The organism is Salinivibrio sp. PR932 (assembly GCF_001996125.1).
Lineage (GTDB): Bacteria > Pseudomonadota > Gammaproteobacteria > Enterobacterales > Vibrionaceae > Salinivibrio > Salinivibrio proteolyticus.
Map to the genome: position 1 here is coordinate 1 of NZ_MUFM01000026.1, position 17,904 is coordinate 17,904.

Below are 17,904 nucleotides of genomic sequence, written 5' to 3' on the forward strand. Positions count from 1 at the left end.
ATTCAATATCAATGGTATTCGTGCTCGTTTGCATCAATTGCAAGCCTTGATTGAAAAACATCAACCTGACGTGATCGGGTTACAAGAAACCAAAGTCCATGATGACGCCTTTCCGCTCGCGGATGTCGAAGCCATGGGTTACGAAGTGCACTTTCATGGCCAAAAAGCCCATTATGGCGTGGCAATGCTATGTAAAAAGTCCCCTATCAGCGTGCAAAAAGGCTTTCCTACTGACGATGAGGACGCTCAACGCCGGATGATCATGGCGACCTTTGAAGACGAAAACGGCAAGCCAATCACTGTGCTCAACGGTTACTTCCCGCAAGGGGAAAACCGCAGCCATGAAACCAAATTCCCCGCCAAGCGTAAGTTTTATCAAGACTTAATGACCTATTTAGCTGACCGTGATCCCAGTGAGCAGCTGGTGGTGATGGGCGACATTAATATCAGCCCGAAAGACGATGACATCGGTATTGGTGAGCAAAACGCCAAACGCTGGCTACGCACCGGTAAGTGCTCTTTCTTACCCGAAGAGCGTGAGTGGCTGGGCACTCTGATGGACTGGGGGTTTGTTGACACCTTCCGAGCCCTGCACCCAACCGTGAACGATCAGTTCTCGTGGTTTGACTACCGCTCACGCGGCTTTGACGATAACCGTGGCCTGCGTATTGACGTGATTCTGGCCACTCCAGATCTGGCGAGCCAATGCATCGATGCCGGCATTGACTACGAACTCCGTGCGATTGAAAAACCGTCAGATCACGCGCCGATTTGGGCAACCTTTAAGTAAGCCCCAAGGCGCACACGTTGGATAAAAAAACGCCGCAGATGATCAGGTGATCACTGCGGCGTTTCTTATTTGAGATTGAGCCGATTAGCTCAGCGGCCTTAAATGGCGTAGGAAGCGGCGCTCCGCTAAGCGGAACATCCAAAGGATGCTAAATGTCAGCGCCATATAAAACACGCCGGCGGTCAAAAACGACTCGAACGGCGCATAATAGCGAGAGTTCACTATCCGAGCGGCACCGGTTAAATCGACAATGGTGATAATCCCAGCCACCGCTGAGCCGTGTAGCATAAACACCACTTCGTTACTGTACGCCGGCAACGCACGACGCATCGCACTCGGCAACACAATGCGCGAAAAGGCTTTATAGGGGCTCATGCCATAAGCGATCGCCGCCTCGACTTCCCCTTTAGGAAGGCCATTAATCGCGCCACGGATGATTTCCGCTGTGTAAGCGGCTGTGTTCAGCACAAAGGCCACTAAGGCGCAGAACCAAGCGTGCTGCCACAAAGTGTCTTCAACATTAATTACCTGACTTAAGCCATAATAAATCAGATACAGCTGGATCAGCAGCGGTGTGCCACGGAAAAAATAAATAAACGCCCACGCTGGGTAGCGCCATAAAGGGAATTGCGCGTTGCGTGCTACCGCGACCGGCACCGCCACCACTAAACCAATCACCAATGCCAGTGATACCAGCCATACAGTGGTCCACAATCCCTCGAGGTAGATGGGCCACGTTTCTAGAACAAGTGAAAAATCCATAAGCACCTACCGCGTGTGAATACTAAAGCGACGCTCCATCCAACGCAGTCCCGTGGTCGAGATACTGGTGAAGAGCAAGAAAATCAGCGCGACAGTAAAATAGAAGGTAAATGGCATCTGGGTGGATCCGGCCGCCAATGCCCCTTTGCGCACCATGTCATCAAGACCGATGATTGACACCAGCGCGGTAGTTTTAAGTAGCACCAGCCAGTTGTTACCGAAGCCTGGTAACGCATGACGGATCATCTGCGGTAAAAGAATACGGCGAAACGCTAAACTGCTGCTCATGCCATAGGCACGTGCCGCTTCCATTTCCCCTGCGTCCACCGCCATAATCGCGCCACGGAAGGTTTCCGCCATGTAAGCGCCAAAGATAAACCCGATGGTTAGGATCCCGGCGATAAATGGGCTGACATCGACGTAATCCGGCAAATAAGACGTCCATTCATGGCTAGGGTTCTGCCCCGCCATATACTCATTGAGCCACTCATTCATCCCATACAGACTGTTATTGAGAAGCATTTGTCCGCCATAAAAAATTAGCATCATCAAGACAAGGTCAGGGATACCGCGGATCACAGTCGTATAAAGGGTGGCAACACCACGCAACGTTGAGAATTTTGACAATTTTGCCAACGCCCCGAGCATACCCAGTAGCATGGCAAGACCTAACGAGAGCAGCGCAACCTGAAGGGTCACCCATGCACCTTCGAGCAGGGACCACTCGTAACCTTTCAAATCAATCATATGATTCGGGCAGCACTTTCATGCTGCCCGCCTGCCTATTACTCGCCGTATACGTCGTAGTTGAAGTACTTGGCTGCAATCTCGTCATACACGCCTTTTTCACGCAACGAATCGATCGCTTGGTTAAGCTTCTCAGTCAGCGCTTTGTCTTGCTTGCGTGTCGCAATGCCAAAACCTTCACCAAACCACTCAGGATCGGTTAATGACGGACCAATAAACTCAAACGCATCACCGCCTTCTTTATCAAGCAGGCCTTGCTGCAGTGCTGACGCATCGCCAAGAATTGATTCGATACGGCCTGCTTTCAAATCAAGGTAAGCTTCATCGAAAGTGCCATAGCGAACGATATCGACCGCATCGCCATAGTTATCCGTCAGGTATTTATCATGGGTGGTTGCGCGCTGAACACCGATTTTAACGCCCTCTAACCCCTCTTTGGTAAAGGTCAGATCCGTGCCTTTTTCAGCTACAAATTTGTTCGGGATGAGGGCGTACTTGTTGGTGAAATCGACTTTCTTTTTACGCTCTTCGGTGATAGACATCGCTGCGATGATGGCATCGTATTTACGCGCTAACAGTGAGGGAATGATGCCATCCCAGTCCTGAGCGACGATTTTACACTTTGCTTGCATCTCTTCGCACAGCGCATTGGCCATATCCACATCAAAGCCTTTCAGCTCGCCTTCATTGGTGGTCCAACTAAATGGAGGGTACGCCCCTTCGATACCAAAACGTACGACCTTCCAATCCTTGGCTGCTACGGAGGTTGACCCAACCGCGGCCATCACGGCGGCGGCAACTAGCCATTTTTTCATTTTCCTTTCTCCTGTCGTTTTTACGATGTTGTGCGGGCTACGCCCATTTGCATGGTTATGCTATTGATATATTTAATTAGTAGATTGATGAGATAAACTGCTTCAGGCGCTCAGATTCCGGAGCATTAAACAACTCTTTCGGATCACCCTGCTCCTCGACCAACCCTTGATGTAAAAACATCACATGATTCGACACATCACGCGCGAAGCTCATTTCGTGGGTAACCACCAGCATAGTTCGCCCTTCTTCCGCCAGTGAACGCATCACCCCCAGCACTTCTCCCACTAATTCAGGATCCAGCGCGGAGGTTGGCTCATCAAACAGCAACACTTCTGGCTCGACGGCGAGCGCACGCGCAATCGCAGCACGCTGTTGTTGACCACCGGATAAATGGCCTGGGTAGTAATCGCGCCGCTCATACAATCCAACGCGATGCAACAAGGCCTCAGCTTGTTCAATCGCTTCCGCCTTGGGCACACCCAATACATGAACAGGCGCTTCAATAACATTTTGCATCACCGTCATGTGTGACCAAAGGTTGAAGCCTTGAAATACCATGGCCAGACGCGAGCGAATGCGTTGCACTTGTTTGTCACTGACGGGAACAGGCTCACCAGCACGGTTGTTTTTCATTTTGATCAACTCACCATTGACCCAAATTTCGCCGCCGGTGGGCGTCTCAAGTAAATTGATACAACGCAAAAAGGTGCTTTTCCCGGATCCGGAAGAGCCAATAATAGAGATAACGTCGCCACGGTGGGCGTCGAGAGAAATGCCTTTGAGCACTTGGTGCTGCCCAAAGCTTTTTTTGAGTGACTTAACCTGTAGCGCTACAGCTTCCGTCATGCGCTAGCTCCTATCATCCATGAAATCTGTTGTGTTTACGTACCGCCCACATCAAATGCGCGCTTATTATTACTCACGGTTGGGTGAGTGCCTGACCCCTCACCATCGTTGGTGATTAATTCGACATCTTGCAATCGAAAATATCACCCCTCCCTCTAATGAGCAACATTTTGTTAACCTTAAAAATGGAATTATTATAGTCAATATTATTGCATAAAAAGTCAAACGCAAAATTAACTGCTGAAAAAACAACCAGCACATTCGTCACATCGAGATCGTCGACATACCAACAAAGTTACAACTGTCATATTTCTCTACTCTGCTTCCAACAGCCAACCGTCGGCAGTATGGGCGAGATACAAAAGGGCGAACGTGAGGTATCGCTTAACAACAAGCATAGCGCAGCACATTGTTTTTAAGGAAATAAAGTAGGCGCTGAATAGAAACCCATACTCTCACGCACGGGTGGTGAACGCTTTTCAGTGTTAATACGCACCAAGAAGTAACAAAACTGTGAAGGGGCGAACGCTAAGACCATGATGGCAGACAAAAGCGCCCGCATTGTAAGACAGATTAGGAAATAGATAGATCAGACAAGCTCGCGCGACCTGCTTTAAGTAATTCCAACGTCTCTCGCCAACGTTCAGCCAAGCCTGAGGTATCCCTTGCTTGCCACTCATTTAAGGCAAAGTCAGCCAAGGCATAATCTCCCGCTTTGATAGCGCTAATAGATAACCACTGCCAAAGCATCCTATCTTCTTTTAAACCATGAGAAAGCGCCACTTGGGACGTATCAATCACCTCTTGCCAGCGCTTGAGCTGATACGCCAACATCACTTGAAGCTTAAGGGTTTGTGTATCAGGCGCGCTCAGGTTGATCTCGCTGACCCGATTAAGTGCCGCGACACGCTGGTTGTTTTGCAGCAGACACTGCACCAACAAAAGTTGCTCATCTCGTGTGGGAACGCGATCCAATTGGCTTAACCCTTGCTGCCAATAAGCCAGCGCTTCTTGAGGTTGGGTTTGTTCGAGTTGCTCTAGCGCCAATGTGCGATACAACGCAATATCGGCCCTCGCTCTCGCTAAGTATTGACGGGCTTGAGAGTGCGATCCGGCATGCGCATGTGCTCGCGCAGCCTGAGCCAACCATTTCGGCGCAACATCGTCTTGCTGAGCCAGTGCATCAAAGGTACGTGCCGCGGCGGAAAACTGCGACAAGGCCATTTCACTCAACCCTTTGGTTTGCAGAGTAAACGCATCCGCATTGCCGCTCTTTTGTAGTCGCGACGCATAGTCTATCGCCACATCATAGCGAGATAATGCGTAAGCCGACTGCATCGCCAAACGGTTGGCATGCGGCAGTAATTCATGGTGCTCGGCCATCTGCCGCGCATAGCGAAGGACTTCATCATATTGTTTAACGCGGTAGGCTAAAGTAATCACTGCCGATAAGGCGTCCGCTTCGCTGTCTTTACTTAATGCATTGAGCGCGAGTGCCTGACGATAACTGCGATAAGCCTCTGCCCGTTGCTGTAAATACAAATGCGCTACGCCTTGCAGACGCAATAACTCGGCACGTGCTGAATTATCCAGTGCTGCATCATCCTTCGCGGTCAGCAACGTTTGGCTATTTTGCAACGCCTGCTGATACGCCCCTTGTTGAATCAGACCACTGACGGCATCTACACTGGCGGTTTGTTGTCCGTACGCGGGTGCCAACACCAACATACTTGCCAGCATACAAGCGTGAATTCCCTTACTCGAAAAAGCGCTTCCTAAGCTCGAAATCAGTCGCCGCACCAAACTTATCCATTGTTCAACCATGATGGGATGACTATAACGTAATTTTTCTTTGTCAGCAGCGCTAGCTGTCATGCTGTCTACATTCCTTGGCGTGTGATCGCGTTCCTCGACACAGTCACCCACTTTCACCCTCGATATTCGCCTGTTTTGTAGCACATTTTAGGCGTGATTTTTGGTAAAAAAATTACAAAACTCCGACATGGGTGGCTTTTTAGGCACATTTGGCGCGCTAAAAAGCGCCGATAACCGGCCGTGGCACGTAAAAAAATTACACGGTAATGATCTAAGTCAACATTCAGAAAATCCTCTATTGTTAGCATGCTGATAACGAAACAGAACACGGCCACAAGGCCAGCGTAAAAACAATATAAAGACTGGCTAAACCACTGTTTCGAAAGCTTTTGCTTTCTGTAGACGAGGAAATTATGGCAACACATGCTCAAGACCGCAGTGTGAGTCACGAAGAAAAAAGCGAATATCAAAAGAAGCACAAGCCGGCTTCATCATTCGCCTCCCGCGCTGACTACCTGAATCACGAACTACAAATCATGCGTCCGCGCCGTTGGGGGCTAAACCTGCCCGGCCGTGACTTCCGTTTTGAACTTGAAGATCTTGTTCCCGCGCTAGCTGGTACCATCGGCATCATCGCAATGTATTCTGCGGTAATGATGTCATGGGCTGAGGGGCTAACCGCAGCGTGGGATCACATCACACTTGGTAAAGCATTTGCCGTCGAGGTTGCTCGCGTGGAAATGTTAATACCTGCTTTATTGTTTTGTGTGTTACTGTGCGGCTTTATCAACCCCCGCGCGAACTTAGCCGGTAACCACGGTCCGATGATCCCGTTGGTCGGAACCATCGCCTTGGCCGGTGCTCACCCACTTGCTCTCGGTATTCTGATCGGCGTATTTGGCCTGACCTTAAGCTACCTCAAAGGTGGGTCCAAACTGGTAAATCTTACTAGTCAGGGCGTGGCCGGTGGCTTGCTGATTTTCCTCGGCTTTGGTGGCGCAAAAGGACAAATTGAGAGCCTGTTGGCTTGGGGCGCAGAGATCAACATGGGCTATGTCTCCATCTTGATTCTTGCCGTGTCGATTGTGATTTATGCCTTCTTGGCTCGGATTGGTAAGCGCTGGCTGGCGATCCCTGTATGCGCCATTACTGGTGGTTTGATTGCCACTGCACTTGGTGCGGGCTCGTCATTAGAGTTTGTCACCCAGCCCGGTATCCCAAACCTTAACCCTGTGTACTGGTGGGGATCGACTGAACAAGGTTGGCAGCTAGGTTTACCTAATGTATCGCACTTCTTAGCGTCATTGCCATTTGCTTTGCTCGCGGTTGCGATGTGGTCGCCAGACTTCCTTGGTCACCGTATTTTCCAGGAACTAAACTATCCTAAGAAAGCCGAAAAAGTACTGATGGATGTGGATGACACCATGACAGGGTGCTCAATTCGCCAAATGGTCGGCGCCTCTGTAGGTGGCGGTAACATCACCTCATCATGGGGCACCTATATGATCCCGGCTGCGATAGCTCGCCGCCCGATCCCAGGTGGTGCCATTATTCTCGGTTTACTGTGTATCGGTGTGGCTTTAATTGGTTACCCAATGGACGTTGCCACTTGGCCTCCAGTGATGACTATCGCACTGCTTTCAGGGGTATTCCTGCCCTTGCTTGAAGCAGGCATGCAGATGGTCAAAGACGCCAAGTCAAGTCAGTCAGCCGGTATTTGTATTTTCGCCTCCATGGCTGTTAACCCAGTCTTTGGTTGGGCAGTCACAATGCTTTTGGACAACAACGGCCTTATCGGTGACAAAGAGCGTCCTAAAACGCTGTCAGCGGTTGACCGTCTGGTGATTCCAACCGCCACTGTGATTATTTGTATTGCTGCCATGTTGGCAGTTGGAATGATTCCCGGCATTCCAGCGTTATTGTAATAACTCAGCCCCGCTTACGGGCGGGGCAATCCGGATTTAAATCGATGGGTCGCAGGCGTCAGCCATACTGACAAACACTATGACTGAACCTGGTCCCGATAAACTTCTTTTTGAAAAGAGTACAGGTAGGTGCAACATGTCTGAGCACGTTTCTAATGCATGGGAAGGATTTGTTGAAGGTAACTGGAGCAAAGCCGTTGATGTTCGCGACTTTATCCAAAAAAACTATACCCCTTACGAGGGCGACGAATCATTCCTAGTCTCTGAGCCAACTAACGCGACTAGCCAGCTGTGGGCGCGCGTGATGGAAGGCATCAAGCAAGAGAACGCGACGCATGCACCGGTTGACTTTGATACGTCTGTGGTTTCTACCCTGACTTCTCATGACGCCGGCTACATCGAAAAAGATCTGGAAAAGATTGTTGGTCTACAGACTGACGCGCCGCTAAAACGCGCCATGCTGCCTTACGGCGGTATCCGCATGGTAGAAGGTTCATGCCACGCTTATGGCCGTGAGCTTGACCCACAAGTGAAGAAAGTTTTCACCGAGTATCGTAAAACCCATAACCAAGGTGTTTTCGATATCTACACCCCTGAAATCATGAAGTGTCGTAAGTCTGGCGTATTGACCGGTCTTCCTGATGCCTACGGCCGTGGTCGTATCATCGGTGATTACCGTCGCGTCGCGCTATACGGTATCGACTTCTTGATGAAAGACAAAAAAGCGCAGTTCGATTCTCTGCAAGAGAAATTCGAAAACGGCGAAGATCTGCAAATGACCATGCAACTGCGTGAAGAAATTGCAGAGCAGTACCGTGCACTGGGCCAACTTAAAGAAATGGCAGCGAAATACGGCTGTGATATTTCTCGCCCAGCAGAAAATGCGCAAGAAGCCATTCAGTGGACTTACTTCGGCTACCTAGGTGCAGTAAAAACCCAGAACGGTGCAGCAATGTCACTGGGCCGCACGTCAACCTTCCTAGATATTTATCTAGAGCGCGACATGGCCGCTGGCAAACTGACTGAAGAACAAGCGCAAGAGCTGATCGACCACTTCGTGATGAAACTGCGTATGGTTCGTTTCCTACGTACGCCTGAGTATGATGATCTCTTCTCTGGCGACCCAATTTGGGCAACTGAATCAGTAGCCGGTATGGGTCTAGACGGTCGTACTCTGGTATCTCGTACCAGCTTCCGTTTCCTTAACAGCCTATACACCATGGGTCCAAGCCCAGAGCCAAACATCACTGTGCTTTGGTCTGAAAAACTGCCTGAAGGCTTCAAAAAATTCTGTGCCAAAGTGTCTATCGATACCTCGTCTATCCAGTACGAGAACGATGATCTGATGCGCCCAGACTTTGAGTCAGACGACTATGCAATTGCATGTTGTGTATCACCAATGGTGGTTGGTAAACATATGCAGTTCTTCGGTGCTCGTGCCAACTTGGCGAAAACCCTGCTTTATACCATCAACGGTGGTATCGATGAGAAGCTGAAAATCCAAGTTGCGCCTGAACACGCGCCAATGACTGACGAAGTGTTGGACTATGACAAAGTCATGGACCGCATGGATCACCTGATGGACTGGCTGGCGAAGCAATATGTAACTGCCCTGAACAGCATCCACTTCATGCACGACAAATACAGCTACGAAGCGGCGCTGATGGCACTGCACGATCGTGACGTACGTCGTACCATGGCATGTGGTATTGCGGGTCTATCGGTAGCGGCTGACTCACTGTCTGCGATCAAATACGCAAAAGTGAAACCTGTTCGTGACGAAGACGGTATTGCAATCGACTTTGAAATCGAAGGCGAATACCCAACCTTCGGTAACAACGATGAGCGTGTTGACCAAATCGCTTGTGACCTAGTTGAGCGTTTCATGAACAAAATCCGTTCACTGAAAACATACCGTGACGCTGTCCCAACGCAATCTATCCTGACTATCACCTCAAACGTGGTATACGGTAAGAAAACCGGTAACACGCCAGATGGTCGTAAAGCAGGTATGCCTTTCGCACCAGGTGCTAACCCAATGCACGGCCGTGACGAAAAAGGCGCGGTTGCGTCACTGACTTCGGTTGGTAAACTGCCATTTGCCCACGCCAAAGACGGTATCTCTTATACCTTCTCTATCGTGCCAAATGCTCTGGGTAAAGATGAAAACACCCAGCGCGCTAACCTTGCCGGTCTAATGGATGGTTACTTCCACCATGAAAGCGGTCAAGAAGGCGGCCAACACTTGAACGTGAACGTGATGAACCGTGAAATGCTACTCGACGCGATGGAACATCCTGAGAACTATCCTCAGCTGACTATCCGTGTTTCTGGTTACGCGGTACGTTTTAACTCGCTGACCAAAGAGCAGCAGCAAGACGTCATCACTCGTACCTTCACCTCTTCACTGTAAGAGATGATCAAGAGCCCTTCACACAATAAGGGCTTCTAAAAAGAAAAAACCGCCGGCAATGCTGGCGGTTTTTATTTATCACTCTTTCCCTTTCACGATTTAATCCGCAACCCACCTCAGTGCCAACCAAAGCCCATCCGTTGCTAACGTCGCTTGTTTACTCAGGTGCTACACCACCTCAAAGTGATCGAGTTTGCTATCTAACTCTCGCGCGGAGTCAGCCAGTAGCTGGCTTTGTTCGGCAAGGTGAGTGGCCGCACCGCTCACTTCATTGGCCGAGTTATGAATGTTACTCACATTCTGGTTCATCTCTTCTGAGACAGTGCCTTGCTGCTCTGCAGCCGCCGCAATTTGCACCACACGATCGTTAGACTGATGCAAGGCCGCCACCATGTCTTTAAGCTGCTGCTGTGTTTCGAGCGCTGTCGCCACACTTGCTTCACTGGATTGATGGCTCGAAGTCATCGCTTCGGCTGCCTCAATCGCGTTATTGGTCAGCTCCTCAATGGTGCCTTGAATTTCAGTGGTCGACTTCTGGGTGCCTTGCGCCAACGAGCGCACCTCATCGGCAACCACCGCAAAGCCACGGCCTTGCTCACCCGCTCGCGCCGCTTCAATCGCCGCATTCAATGCCAACAGGTTGGTTTGCTCAGAGATGCCTTGGATCACTCCCGCCACATCACTGATTTGCATCACACCTTGTTTCACTTGGTTCACTAGCTTATCGGCACTGGCAATACGCTCCGCCACCTCGCGAATACTCGCCACCGTACTGTCTAATTTGTGGTTACCCACTTCGGCCATATCGGCAATTTCATTGGTCGCTTGGGCGGTTTGCTCTGCATGGTCAGCCACATCCGCCACCGTTGCTGTCATTTCGTTCATCGCCGCCGCCAGTTGCTCCAATTCAGCGCGCTGCGACTGGATACTTTGCGCACTTTGCTCACTGGCCGACGCAATCGACGACGCCATCGTCGACGATTGTTTGGCTTCGTCATGCGCGATACGTAACGCTTCACGGACGCTGGTCATCGCGGTATCCATTCGACGTGCCAATTTGCCGATTTCATCTTCGCGCGTGTAGCCACATTGCACACGCAGGTCGCCACCGGCAATTCGGTCAAATTTTTCCACCAGCTCATCAAGCGGCATCACGATATCACGGCTCACAAAGGCGCCCGCCACTAACAAGATCACCGCTGCGATAAGTGTCATACCCGCAATCTGCCACGCCGAGGCAATAAACTGCTCTTCAATATCGCTCACGTGCACGCCTGAACCAATGATCCAATTCCAGCCGTTCACGCGCTTCACGTAAGAGATCTTGGGTTTTAACTCCCCTTCTGGCGAGCGCCACGTGTAATCCAGCACCCCACCTTCCGGCGGTTGACTCACTTTTACCATTTCACGCCAATGAAAGCGGCCATCACCGTCGGTGATCTCACTCGCACTGGTCCCGTTTAAGTTAGGCTTGAGAGGATGCGTCACTATGGTGAGATCAGGCGTTAAAATCCAAAAATAGTTATCGCCGTCGTAACGCAGTTTATTTAACTGAGCAATCGCCTGCGCCTTCGCGGTTTCTTCACCCAATTGCGCCGCTTGCTGGCGATAGTAGTTCACCACACTTTCAGCGACTTCCACGTTATTGCGTAACGAGGCTGTCCGTTCGGCATAGGCTTGGTCTTTTTCTTTTGAAATGGTGTAGGCACTGATTGCGCCAAGTAATGCAATGGCGACTAACATAAGTGCAATTAGCTTGTTCTTTACCCTTAAATCACTAATTTTTTTCATTATTGATTCCCAACTTTTTCGGCTTCAACACGTCAACGCAGCAAGCCCTCGACGTATTCACGCACATCTCTACCAGTCTATGTCAGCTTTCTCGATATGTTGCACGTAAGTTTGGGCACACATAAGAGTTACCTCAATGTCGACATGGTTTTTTCCTCGGTGTGATCTCATTGTGATGAGACGAAAAAATGGAACTGTGATCTAAGTTGGTAGGCACTGCAAACGGCGATTCAGACAACTTGCAAAATCGCGAAAAAGGCGCGAATTCCCTTACGTTAAGACCGGGTTTTGTAATAAAATAACGACATAGCAATTCGCAGTCTGGAGACACTTATGTCGGCAGTTGGTCGCATCCACTCGTTTGAATCCTGTGGTACCGTAGATGGTCCTGGAATCCGCTTTATTGTCTTTATGCAAGGCTGCTTAATGCGGTGCAAATACTGTCACAACCGTGATACATGGGACACGCATGGCGGTAAAGAAGTCACCGTCGATGAAATCATGAAAGACGTGCGCGCCTATCGCCACTTTATTACGGCGTCGGGCGGTGGTGTAACCGCTTCAGGGGGAGAAGCCATGCTTCAACCTGAGTTTGTGCGTGACTTTTTCCAAGCTGCGAAAGCGGAAGGGATCCACACCTGTTTAGATACCAATGGGTACGTGCGTAAACACACCCCAGTGATTGATGAAGTGTTGGACGCCACTGACTTGGTGATGTTGGATCTCAAACAACTGAACGATGAAATCCATGAGAATTTAGTCGGCGTGTCAAACCGCCGCACGCTCGACTTTGCCAACTACCTGCATAAAATTGGCCAAAAGACGTGGATTCGTTACGTGGTTGTCCCGGGTTATACCGACGATGATGACTCTGCCCACCGTCTTGGCCAGTTCATTAAAGAGATGGATAACATCGAGAAAGTGGAGTTACTGCCCTACCACCAATTAGGGGCCCACAAATGGGAAGCGCTCGGCTACGATTACGAGCTGCAGGACGTTGCTCCACCATCAAAAGAAGTGATGGATAACGTCAAAAACATCATTAGTAGTTATGGCCACACGGTCACCTACTAATAAATCCCTTAGATAAATCACGAATAGCCGGCCATTTTGGGCCGGCTTTTTTGTACTACATATCACGGCGACGCGCTTTGGTCATCCGTGTTGCTTCGCGAATAATGCAGTCGCGTAACGGGTTCGCTGCCGCATCTGCCCGCCAAATAAACGAAAGCGTCCGCCGCATATTCAGCTCAGGGACATTCAAAGCCACCAGCTCGTCTCGCTCAATCCATTTTTCTACGTCCAAGTACGGTAAACAGCTGAGATAACTCGAGTTTGCGACCAAGGTTCTCAGTACGGGTACTTGCTCATACTCGCGGCGCACATCCAGATCTTCAATCACACCGTGAATCGCACTATCAAAGCTATGCCGAGTCCCTGCGCCGGGTTCACGCAATACCCATTGCGCCTGCTCGAGTTGCGCCAAGCTAACGTGGTCAAGCTGCGCATAAGGATGATGCTTTGCCGCAACCACGACAAGATGATCATGGCACCAAACTTGTTGCTTTAAGCGGCTGTCGTCGCAACGCCCCTCGATGATCCCCAAATCATGTTGATACTGGCGCACACTGTCGATCACTTTCTGGGTGTTTTTCACCGTAAAGTCGATTCTAAGCTCTGGAAAGTCACTATCAATAATACTGATAAGGTCAGGAATAAGATGCTCGGCCGCCGTCTGACTGGCAATTAAGGCAATATCGCCACTGACAACATGCTGGCCGTCAAATCCTGCTTCAATTTGCTGCGCATCAAACAATAACTGACGCGCCTTCGGACGTAGCCATGCCCCCCAGTAGGTCAGCTGCATTTGCTTTCCCTGCCGTTCAAACAGCGGCCGACCCAATAGTTTTTCCAATTGTGACAGGGCCATACTGGTGGCCGATTGCGTCAGTGCCAATTGGTCGGCGGCTCGACTCACACTGCCACTGGCTGCAACCGCTTCAAAAACGGCTAATTGCTTCAGTGAGTAGCGCATGTTTTTTACCCTTCTACGATGCCTGATTTCAATGACACCACACTATCAACTTTTGTGATTATTACCCTAAGCAATATCAATTTTACTCCTTATATCGCGCCGCTTAGTCTGGATGTATTCACAATCCGTCTAAAAAGGAGTACAACCTGTATGTTGATATGTCTTAGCCCTCGGGCAGAGTGTGCCGCCAGAGGAGACAGCCAATGGTAACTGCAACTCAAATCAAAAAGCCCGAAGGGCCCGCGGCGTTACTTGCCCAAGCTGAAGAGTATGCGGTGAGCAAAACCCGCAAATCTACCCGGATGGCGATTGGGCTCGCAATGATGGCTGGCTTATTTATCGGGTTGGCATTTGTGTTTTATCTCACGGTTACCACTGGCAGCAACGCTGGCTGGGGGATCACCCGCTTGCTGGGTGGATTAGCATTCAGCATGGGCTTGATTCTGGTGGTACTGGGCGGCGCGGAATTGTTTACCAGTACCGTGCTCTCCATGCTGGCGCGTGCCAACGGCAAAATCTCAACCGCAGGCTTACTGCATACCTGGGCGAGAGTCTATCTAGGTAACTTACTCGGCGCCTTGTTGTTGGTGTTGATCGTGATGACCGCGGGGTTATATCAGCTTGATGACGGCCAATGGGGACTCAACGCGCTGCACGTTGCCCAACACAAGCTCCATCACACTTGGATCCAAGCCTTTGCACTGGGTGTGCTTTGTAACTTACTGGTTTGTCTTGCGATTTGGATGACGTTTACCTCGCAAAACCCACTCACTAAAGCGGTAATGGTGATCTTGCCCGTAGCCATGTTTGTCAGCACCGGCTTTGAGCACAGTGTCGCCAACATGTTTATGGTGCCACTGGGCATGAGTATTGCCACCTTTGCCCCTGACAGTTTTTGGCAGGCGGTGGGAGCCAGCCCAGAGGCATTTAGCGATTTAAACTTGGCCCGATTTATCAGCGCCAATCTGATCCCTGTCACCCTTGGCAATATCCTTGGGGGCGCAGGACTGGTCGGCATGGGCTACTGGCTAATTATTAACCCTGAAAGAGAAAAGAAAACAGCGCAGATTGCTTCACTCGCTCTGCCTTCGGCTTCCTATTCTGAGAGTGCGATTATGACCCAAGAAACATTAACCATCGAAAAACACATGAAACCCGCTCAGTGTGCATTAAGCGCACGCCAGTATGTCGCCGATGCATTAGAAAAGCTCAACCAATACCAACTATCCGGCGCTCCAGTTCTCGACGATGACGGTGATCTGGTAGGCTTTTTCTCGGTACAAGATGTTCTGGTCGACCTGTGGTGGAACGATTACCAGCCGGATATGGATGCCAAAGTTGAATCCCTGATGCGCACTGAAGTACAAACCGTGGATGCCGAACAATCAGTGATTGAACTGGCGCAATATATGAGCATTGATAACAAAGTGGTTTATCCGGTCAGCGATACCGGAATCGCCACCCACTTTACCAATCAATCCGCGCTAGAGCGTGCGAAAACACAGACGGTCTCGCGCCCTTACATCTATCCAGTGATGCGCGATAATCAGCTGGTTGGTGTGATTACTCGAGCCGATGTGGTCCGAGCGCTAGCCCCCTTGTATGGCAATGCCATGGATATCTTGCCAGCCGACGCCAAAGAAGGACTCGTCACCGCGTAACACACAGAGACGCTAAGCCTCATAAAACAACGCCCCAGCCAATGACTGGGGCGTTTACTTTATCGTTTGTTGCCTTATCTGTTTTGAACGATGTCAGGCCGCACTGAGGTCGGGCATTTGACGACGCTCTTTCACATACATCACCAACATATAAACCGCCGTACTTAACAAACAAACGGCTAAATAGGTCATCAAACCATTGGTGCCAGAAAACGCGTTATCTGCCAGCAACGGGCCTGATACGGAGCCGACGCTGTACGCGAGCAGCAATACTTCGGTGGCCGCCACGATTTTCTCAGCGGCCAGCCCAACACAGGCATAGGTAATCGCCACAGGATAAATCGCAAACACAGCGGCACCCAACACGACTAATCCGATACCCATTTGCCATTGACTGCCCGCAAAAGCAATTAAGGCGACAGCCCCGGTGCCAATCACACATAGCCATGTCATCAGCAGCACTTTACTCATTCTTGCCGATGCGAGACCAATAACGGGCTGTACGGCCATTCCGCCGACAATCACGAGCGCCATCATAGCACCCACTTGTTGATGATCACTGACTCGCTCAGCCAAATACAATGGCAATAAGCCATAAACGGCACCGAGCGTCAGCCCAGACACCAAGCAACCAATATAGGCCGCTTTACGCAAAGATTTGAGCGAACCTAAACGTGCACTATGGCCTTCCTCATGGCGAGGTTCCCCATGACGTGCAAACAAAGGCACCATGATCGCAAGCGTAATCAGTCCACCAATGAGCCAATAAGGCTGATTGCCGGTCACACCGACATAACCTACGCCGAGCTGTCCCAAGGCATTACCGCCGTACAAGGCCGCCATGTAAAAACCTAATCGCTTCGCACGCTGGCGATCAGAGTCGGCCATCAGCAACCAAGACTCAACCACCACAAAGACACCGGCAATGGCAACCCCCGCCACAAAGCGCGCAAGCAACCAGACGCCCTGCCCTTTAATCGCCGCCATGGCAGTAATGGAGAGCAGCACAATACCCAAAAACATCACCAGCGCACGGCGATGCCCCAGCGTAGCAACAATACGTGCACTGAACGTCGCACCCAATAACAAACCGGCGTAAAACGCACTGGCTAGCCATGCGGCCAGATGCGGCGCCAACCCCAAAGGTGCAAGGGCAAGCGGAATCAAGCTCATCAAATAGCCACTGGCAATCGCAAAGCCGGTTAAACTCACCAACGGCACCCAAGGGAAAGCCGACGGAGTCACGCAACCACCATGAGACACAGAGGAAGTCTTGTTCATTTAAGTACGCTCATTATATTGGAGAAATCAGGCACGAACGGGCCGAGACGCGCGCACTATGACGCCGCTTTTCGCCAAGGTAAAGCGAGTAATTTCTTTGCTGATGATAAAAAATTTTGATGGAAGGATTCACGGGCGTCTATAGATAAAAACGCCAGAAAGTCAGAGGGATAAACGTAACACCTCCCCGCTTTTTTAACGACTTTGTCAGCAGGTGTCACGTCTTTTTTTATCGCTCAGGCGATAAATACTCGCGATCATAGAAGGTGCGTAGCCAATGCGGCCGATACACCGCCATCACGGTCACCGCCATCCCATTTAGTAGCGCTTCAGGGAACCACATCAGCAACGCAATTTGCAGGTAATTGTGGACAATTTCTTGCCAGCTATAACGGTCCGCCGCCCAATACCATAGCGAACTCACCGAGAGCTGAAACACAATGGTCAGCGCAGCGCCCAAAAAAGCGGCAATAAAAATATAGATAAATAAATGGCGCGTTAAGTAATGATAACTCAGCGCAAAAATGGCATAGCTAAACAGAATGGGGAGCACGGCTGTGGTCAAGGCCGTCATACCAATATCGCCAAGAGGCACAAACCCAAACACCGCCATAAGCGTCAAAGGCACCGTGGTAATCCAAATGGCGATTCGCCAGCCGTGGCACAGAGCCAGCGTCGTGACGCCTAAAAAGTGGATATCGAGCCCTTCTTTGATCCCTGCTTGCAAGGCCCAAAGCACAAACAGTACAACCGCGGACGAAAACGCCAAATGCTGGTAGCCAACTTCCTGACGGAGTTTGGGGAAAAACTCCCGTGGGTAGGTGGCATAAAGCACCGCCACAAACACAATCCAACCCAGCCATTGCCAGCCACTTAGCGCGGCTAAATCACTCATATCGCATCCTTACTAAAGGCAAAATCAACAATTGCACATGAGCGGGTGAAAAACGTGCTACGGACATGGTCCAGATCAAGATTTGCCCATCGCGCAACTGATAATCTTCTCTTATTGTTTGTCATCT

Annotated in this window: 14 protein-coding genes; 5 read left to right on the forward strand and 9 right to left on the reverse strand. The window is 50.4% G+C overall.

The window, feature by feature from the left end; translation table 11 throughout:
* Positions 1–790, forward strand: a 790-nt coding sequence (xthA, locus tag BZG84_RS12065) for an exodeoxyribonuclease III (protein ID WP_108743620.1), incomplete at its 5' end; no start/stop codon positions are given.
* A gap of 84 nt (positions 791–874) precedes the next feature.
* Here the strand turns inward: xthA and BZG84_RS12070 are convergent.
* From BZG84_RS12070 to BZG84_RS12090, 5 genes are all read right to left on the reverse strand, one after another.
* Positions 875–1,552, reverse strand: a complete 678-nt coding sequence (locus tag BZG84_RS12070) for an ABC transporter permease (protein WP_077479035.1) — start codon at positions 1,550–1,552, stop codon at positions 875–877.
* Positions 1,553–1,558: 6 nt separating this feature from the next.
* Positions 1,559–2,299, reverse strand: coding sequence for an ABC transporter permease (locus BZG84_RS12075; protein WP_077661791.1), 741 nt, complete (start codon positions 2,297–2,299; stop codon positions 1,559–1,561).
* A gap of 38 nt (positions 2,300–2,337) precedes the next feature.
* Positions 2,338–3,114 (reverse strand): ABC transporter substrate-binding protein, encoded by a 777-nt coding sequence (locus BZG84_RS12080; RefSeq protein WP_077479037.1) that lies wholly within the window; start codon positions 3,112–3,114, stop codon positions 2,338–2,340.
* A 76-nt stretch (positions 3,115–3,190) separates the two neighbouring features.
* Positions 3,191–3,961, reverse strand: coding sequence for an ABC transporter ATP-binding protein (locus tag BZG84_RS12085; protein WP_069589359.1), 771 nt, complete (start codon positions 3,959–3,961; stop codon positions 3,191–3,193).
* Between the two features lie 573 nt (positions 3,962–4,534).
* The gene (locus BZG84_RS12090) at positions 4,535–5,836 is read right to left on the reverse strand and encodes a tetratricopeptide repeat protein (RefSeq protein ID WP_077479038.1); all 1,302 of its coding nucleotides are present in this window, start codon (positions 5,834–5,836) and stop codon (positions 4,535–4,537) included.
* Positions 5,837–6,189: 353 nt separating this feature from the next.
* On the opposite strand from BZG84_RS12090, the gene BZG84_RS12095 reads away from it, so the two are divergent.
* Both BZG84_RS12095 and pflB read left to right on the forward strand, forming a co-directional pair.
* A complete protein-coding gene (locus BZG84_RS12095) occupies positions 6,190–7,701 on the forward strand; it encodes a DUF3360 family protein (RefSeq protein ID WP_077479039.1) in 1,512 nt (503 codons plus the stop codon).
* Between the two features lie 136 nt (positions 7,702–7,837).
* On the forward strand, positions 7,838–10,114 hold the full coding sequence (pflB, locus tag BZG84_RS12100; protein ID WP_077456182.1) for a formate C-acetyltransferase: 2,277 nt from the start codon (positions 7,838–7,840) through the stop codon (positions 10,112–10,114).
* A 168-nt stretch (positions 10,115–10,282) separates the two neighbouring features.
* Here pflB and BZG84_RS12105 read toward each other — a convergent pair whose 3' ends face one another.
* Entirely contained in the window at positions 10,283–11,905 is a 1,623-nt protein-coding gene (locus BZG84_RS12105; RefSeq protein WP_077678259.1) for a methyl-accepting chemotaxis protein, read from the reverse strand.
* Between the two features lie 333 nt (positions 11,906–12,238).
* On the opposite strand from BZG84_RS12105, the gene pflA reads away from it, so the two are divergent.
* A complete protein-coding gene (gene pflA / locus BZG84_RS12110; RefSeq protein ID WP_077456180.1) occupies positions 12,239–12,979 on the forward strand; it encodes a pyruvate formate lyase 1-activating protein in 741 nt (246 codons plus the stop codon).
* A gap of 55 nt (positions 12,980–13,034) precedes the next feature.
* On the opposite strand, the gene BZG84_RS12115 is transcribed toward pflA, so the two are convergent.
* Complete coding sequence (locus BZG84_RS12115) at positions 13,035–13,940, reverse strand: LysR substrate-binding domain-containing protein (protein WP_069589352.1); 906 nt, start codon at positions 13,938–13,940, stop codon at positions 13,035–13,037.
* 203 nt (positions 13,941–14,143) lie between these two features.
* Here BZG84_RS12115 and focA point away from each other — a divergent pair, with 203 nt between their 5' ends.
* Positions 14,144–15,601, forward strand: a complete 1,458-nt coding sequence (gene focA / locus BZG84_RS12120) for a formate transporter FocA (protein WP_077479041.1) — start codon at positions 14,144–14,146, stop codon at positions 15,599–15,601.
* A gap of 93 nt (positions 15,602–15,694) precedes the next feature.
* On the opposite strand, the gene BZG84_RS12125 is transcribed toward focA, so the two are convergent.
* Together BZG84_RS12125 and BZG84_RS12130 are read right to left on the reverse strand one after the other, a co-directional pair.
* A complete protein-coding gene (locus tag BZG84_RS12125; RefSeq protein WP_077479042.1) occupies positions 15,695–16,882 on the reverse strand; it encodes an MFS transporter in 1,188 nt (395 codons plus the stop codon).
* Positions 16,883–17,111: 229 nt separating this feature from the next.
* Positions 17,112–17,777 carry an energy-coupling factor ABC transporter permease gene (locus BZG84_RS12130; protein WP_077456177.1) on the reverse strand — a complete coding sequence of 222 codons (666 nt, stop codon included), beginning with the start codon at positions 17,775–17,777 and terminating at the stop codon, positions 17,112–17,114.
* Positions 17,778–17,904: the final 127 nt, after the last annotated feature.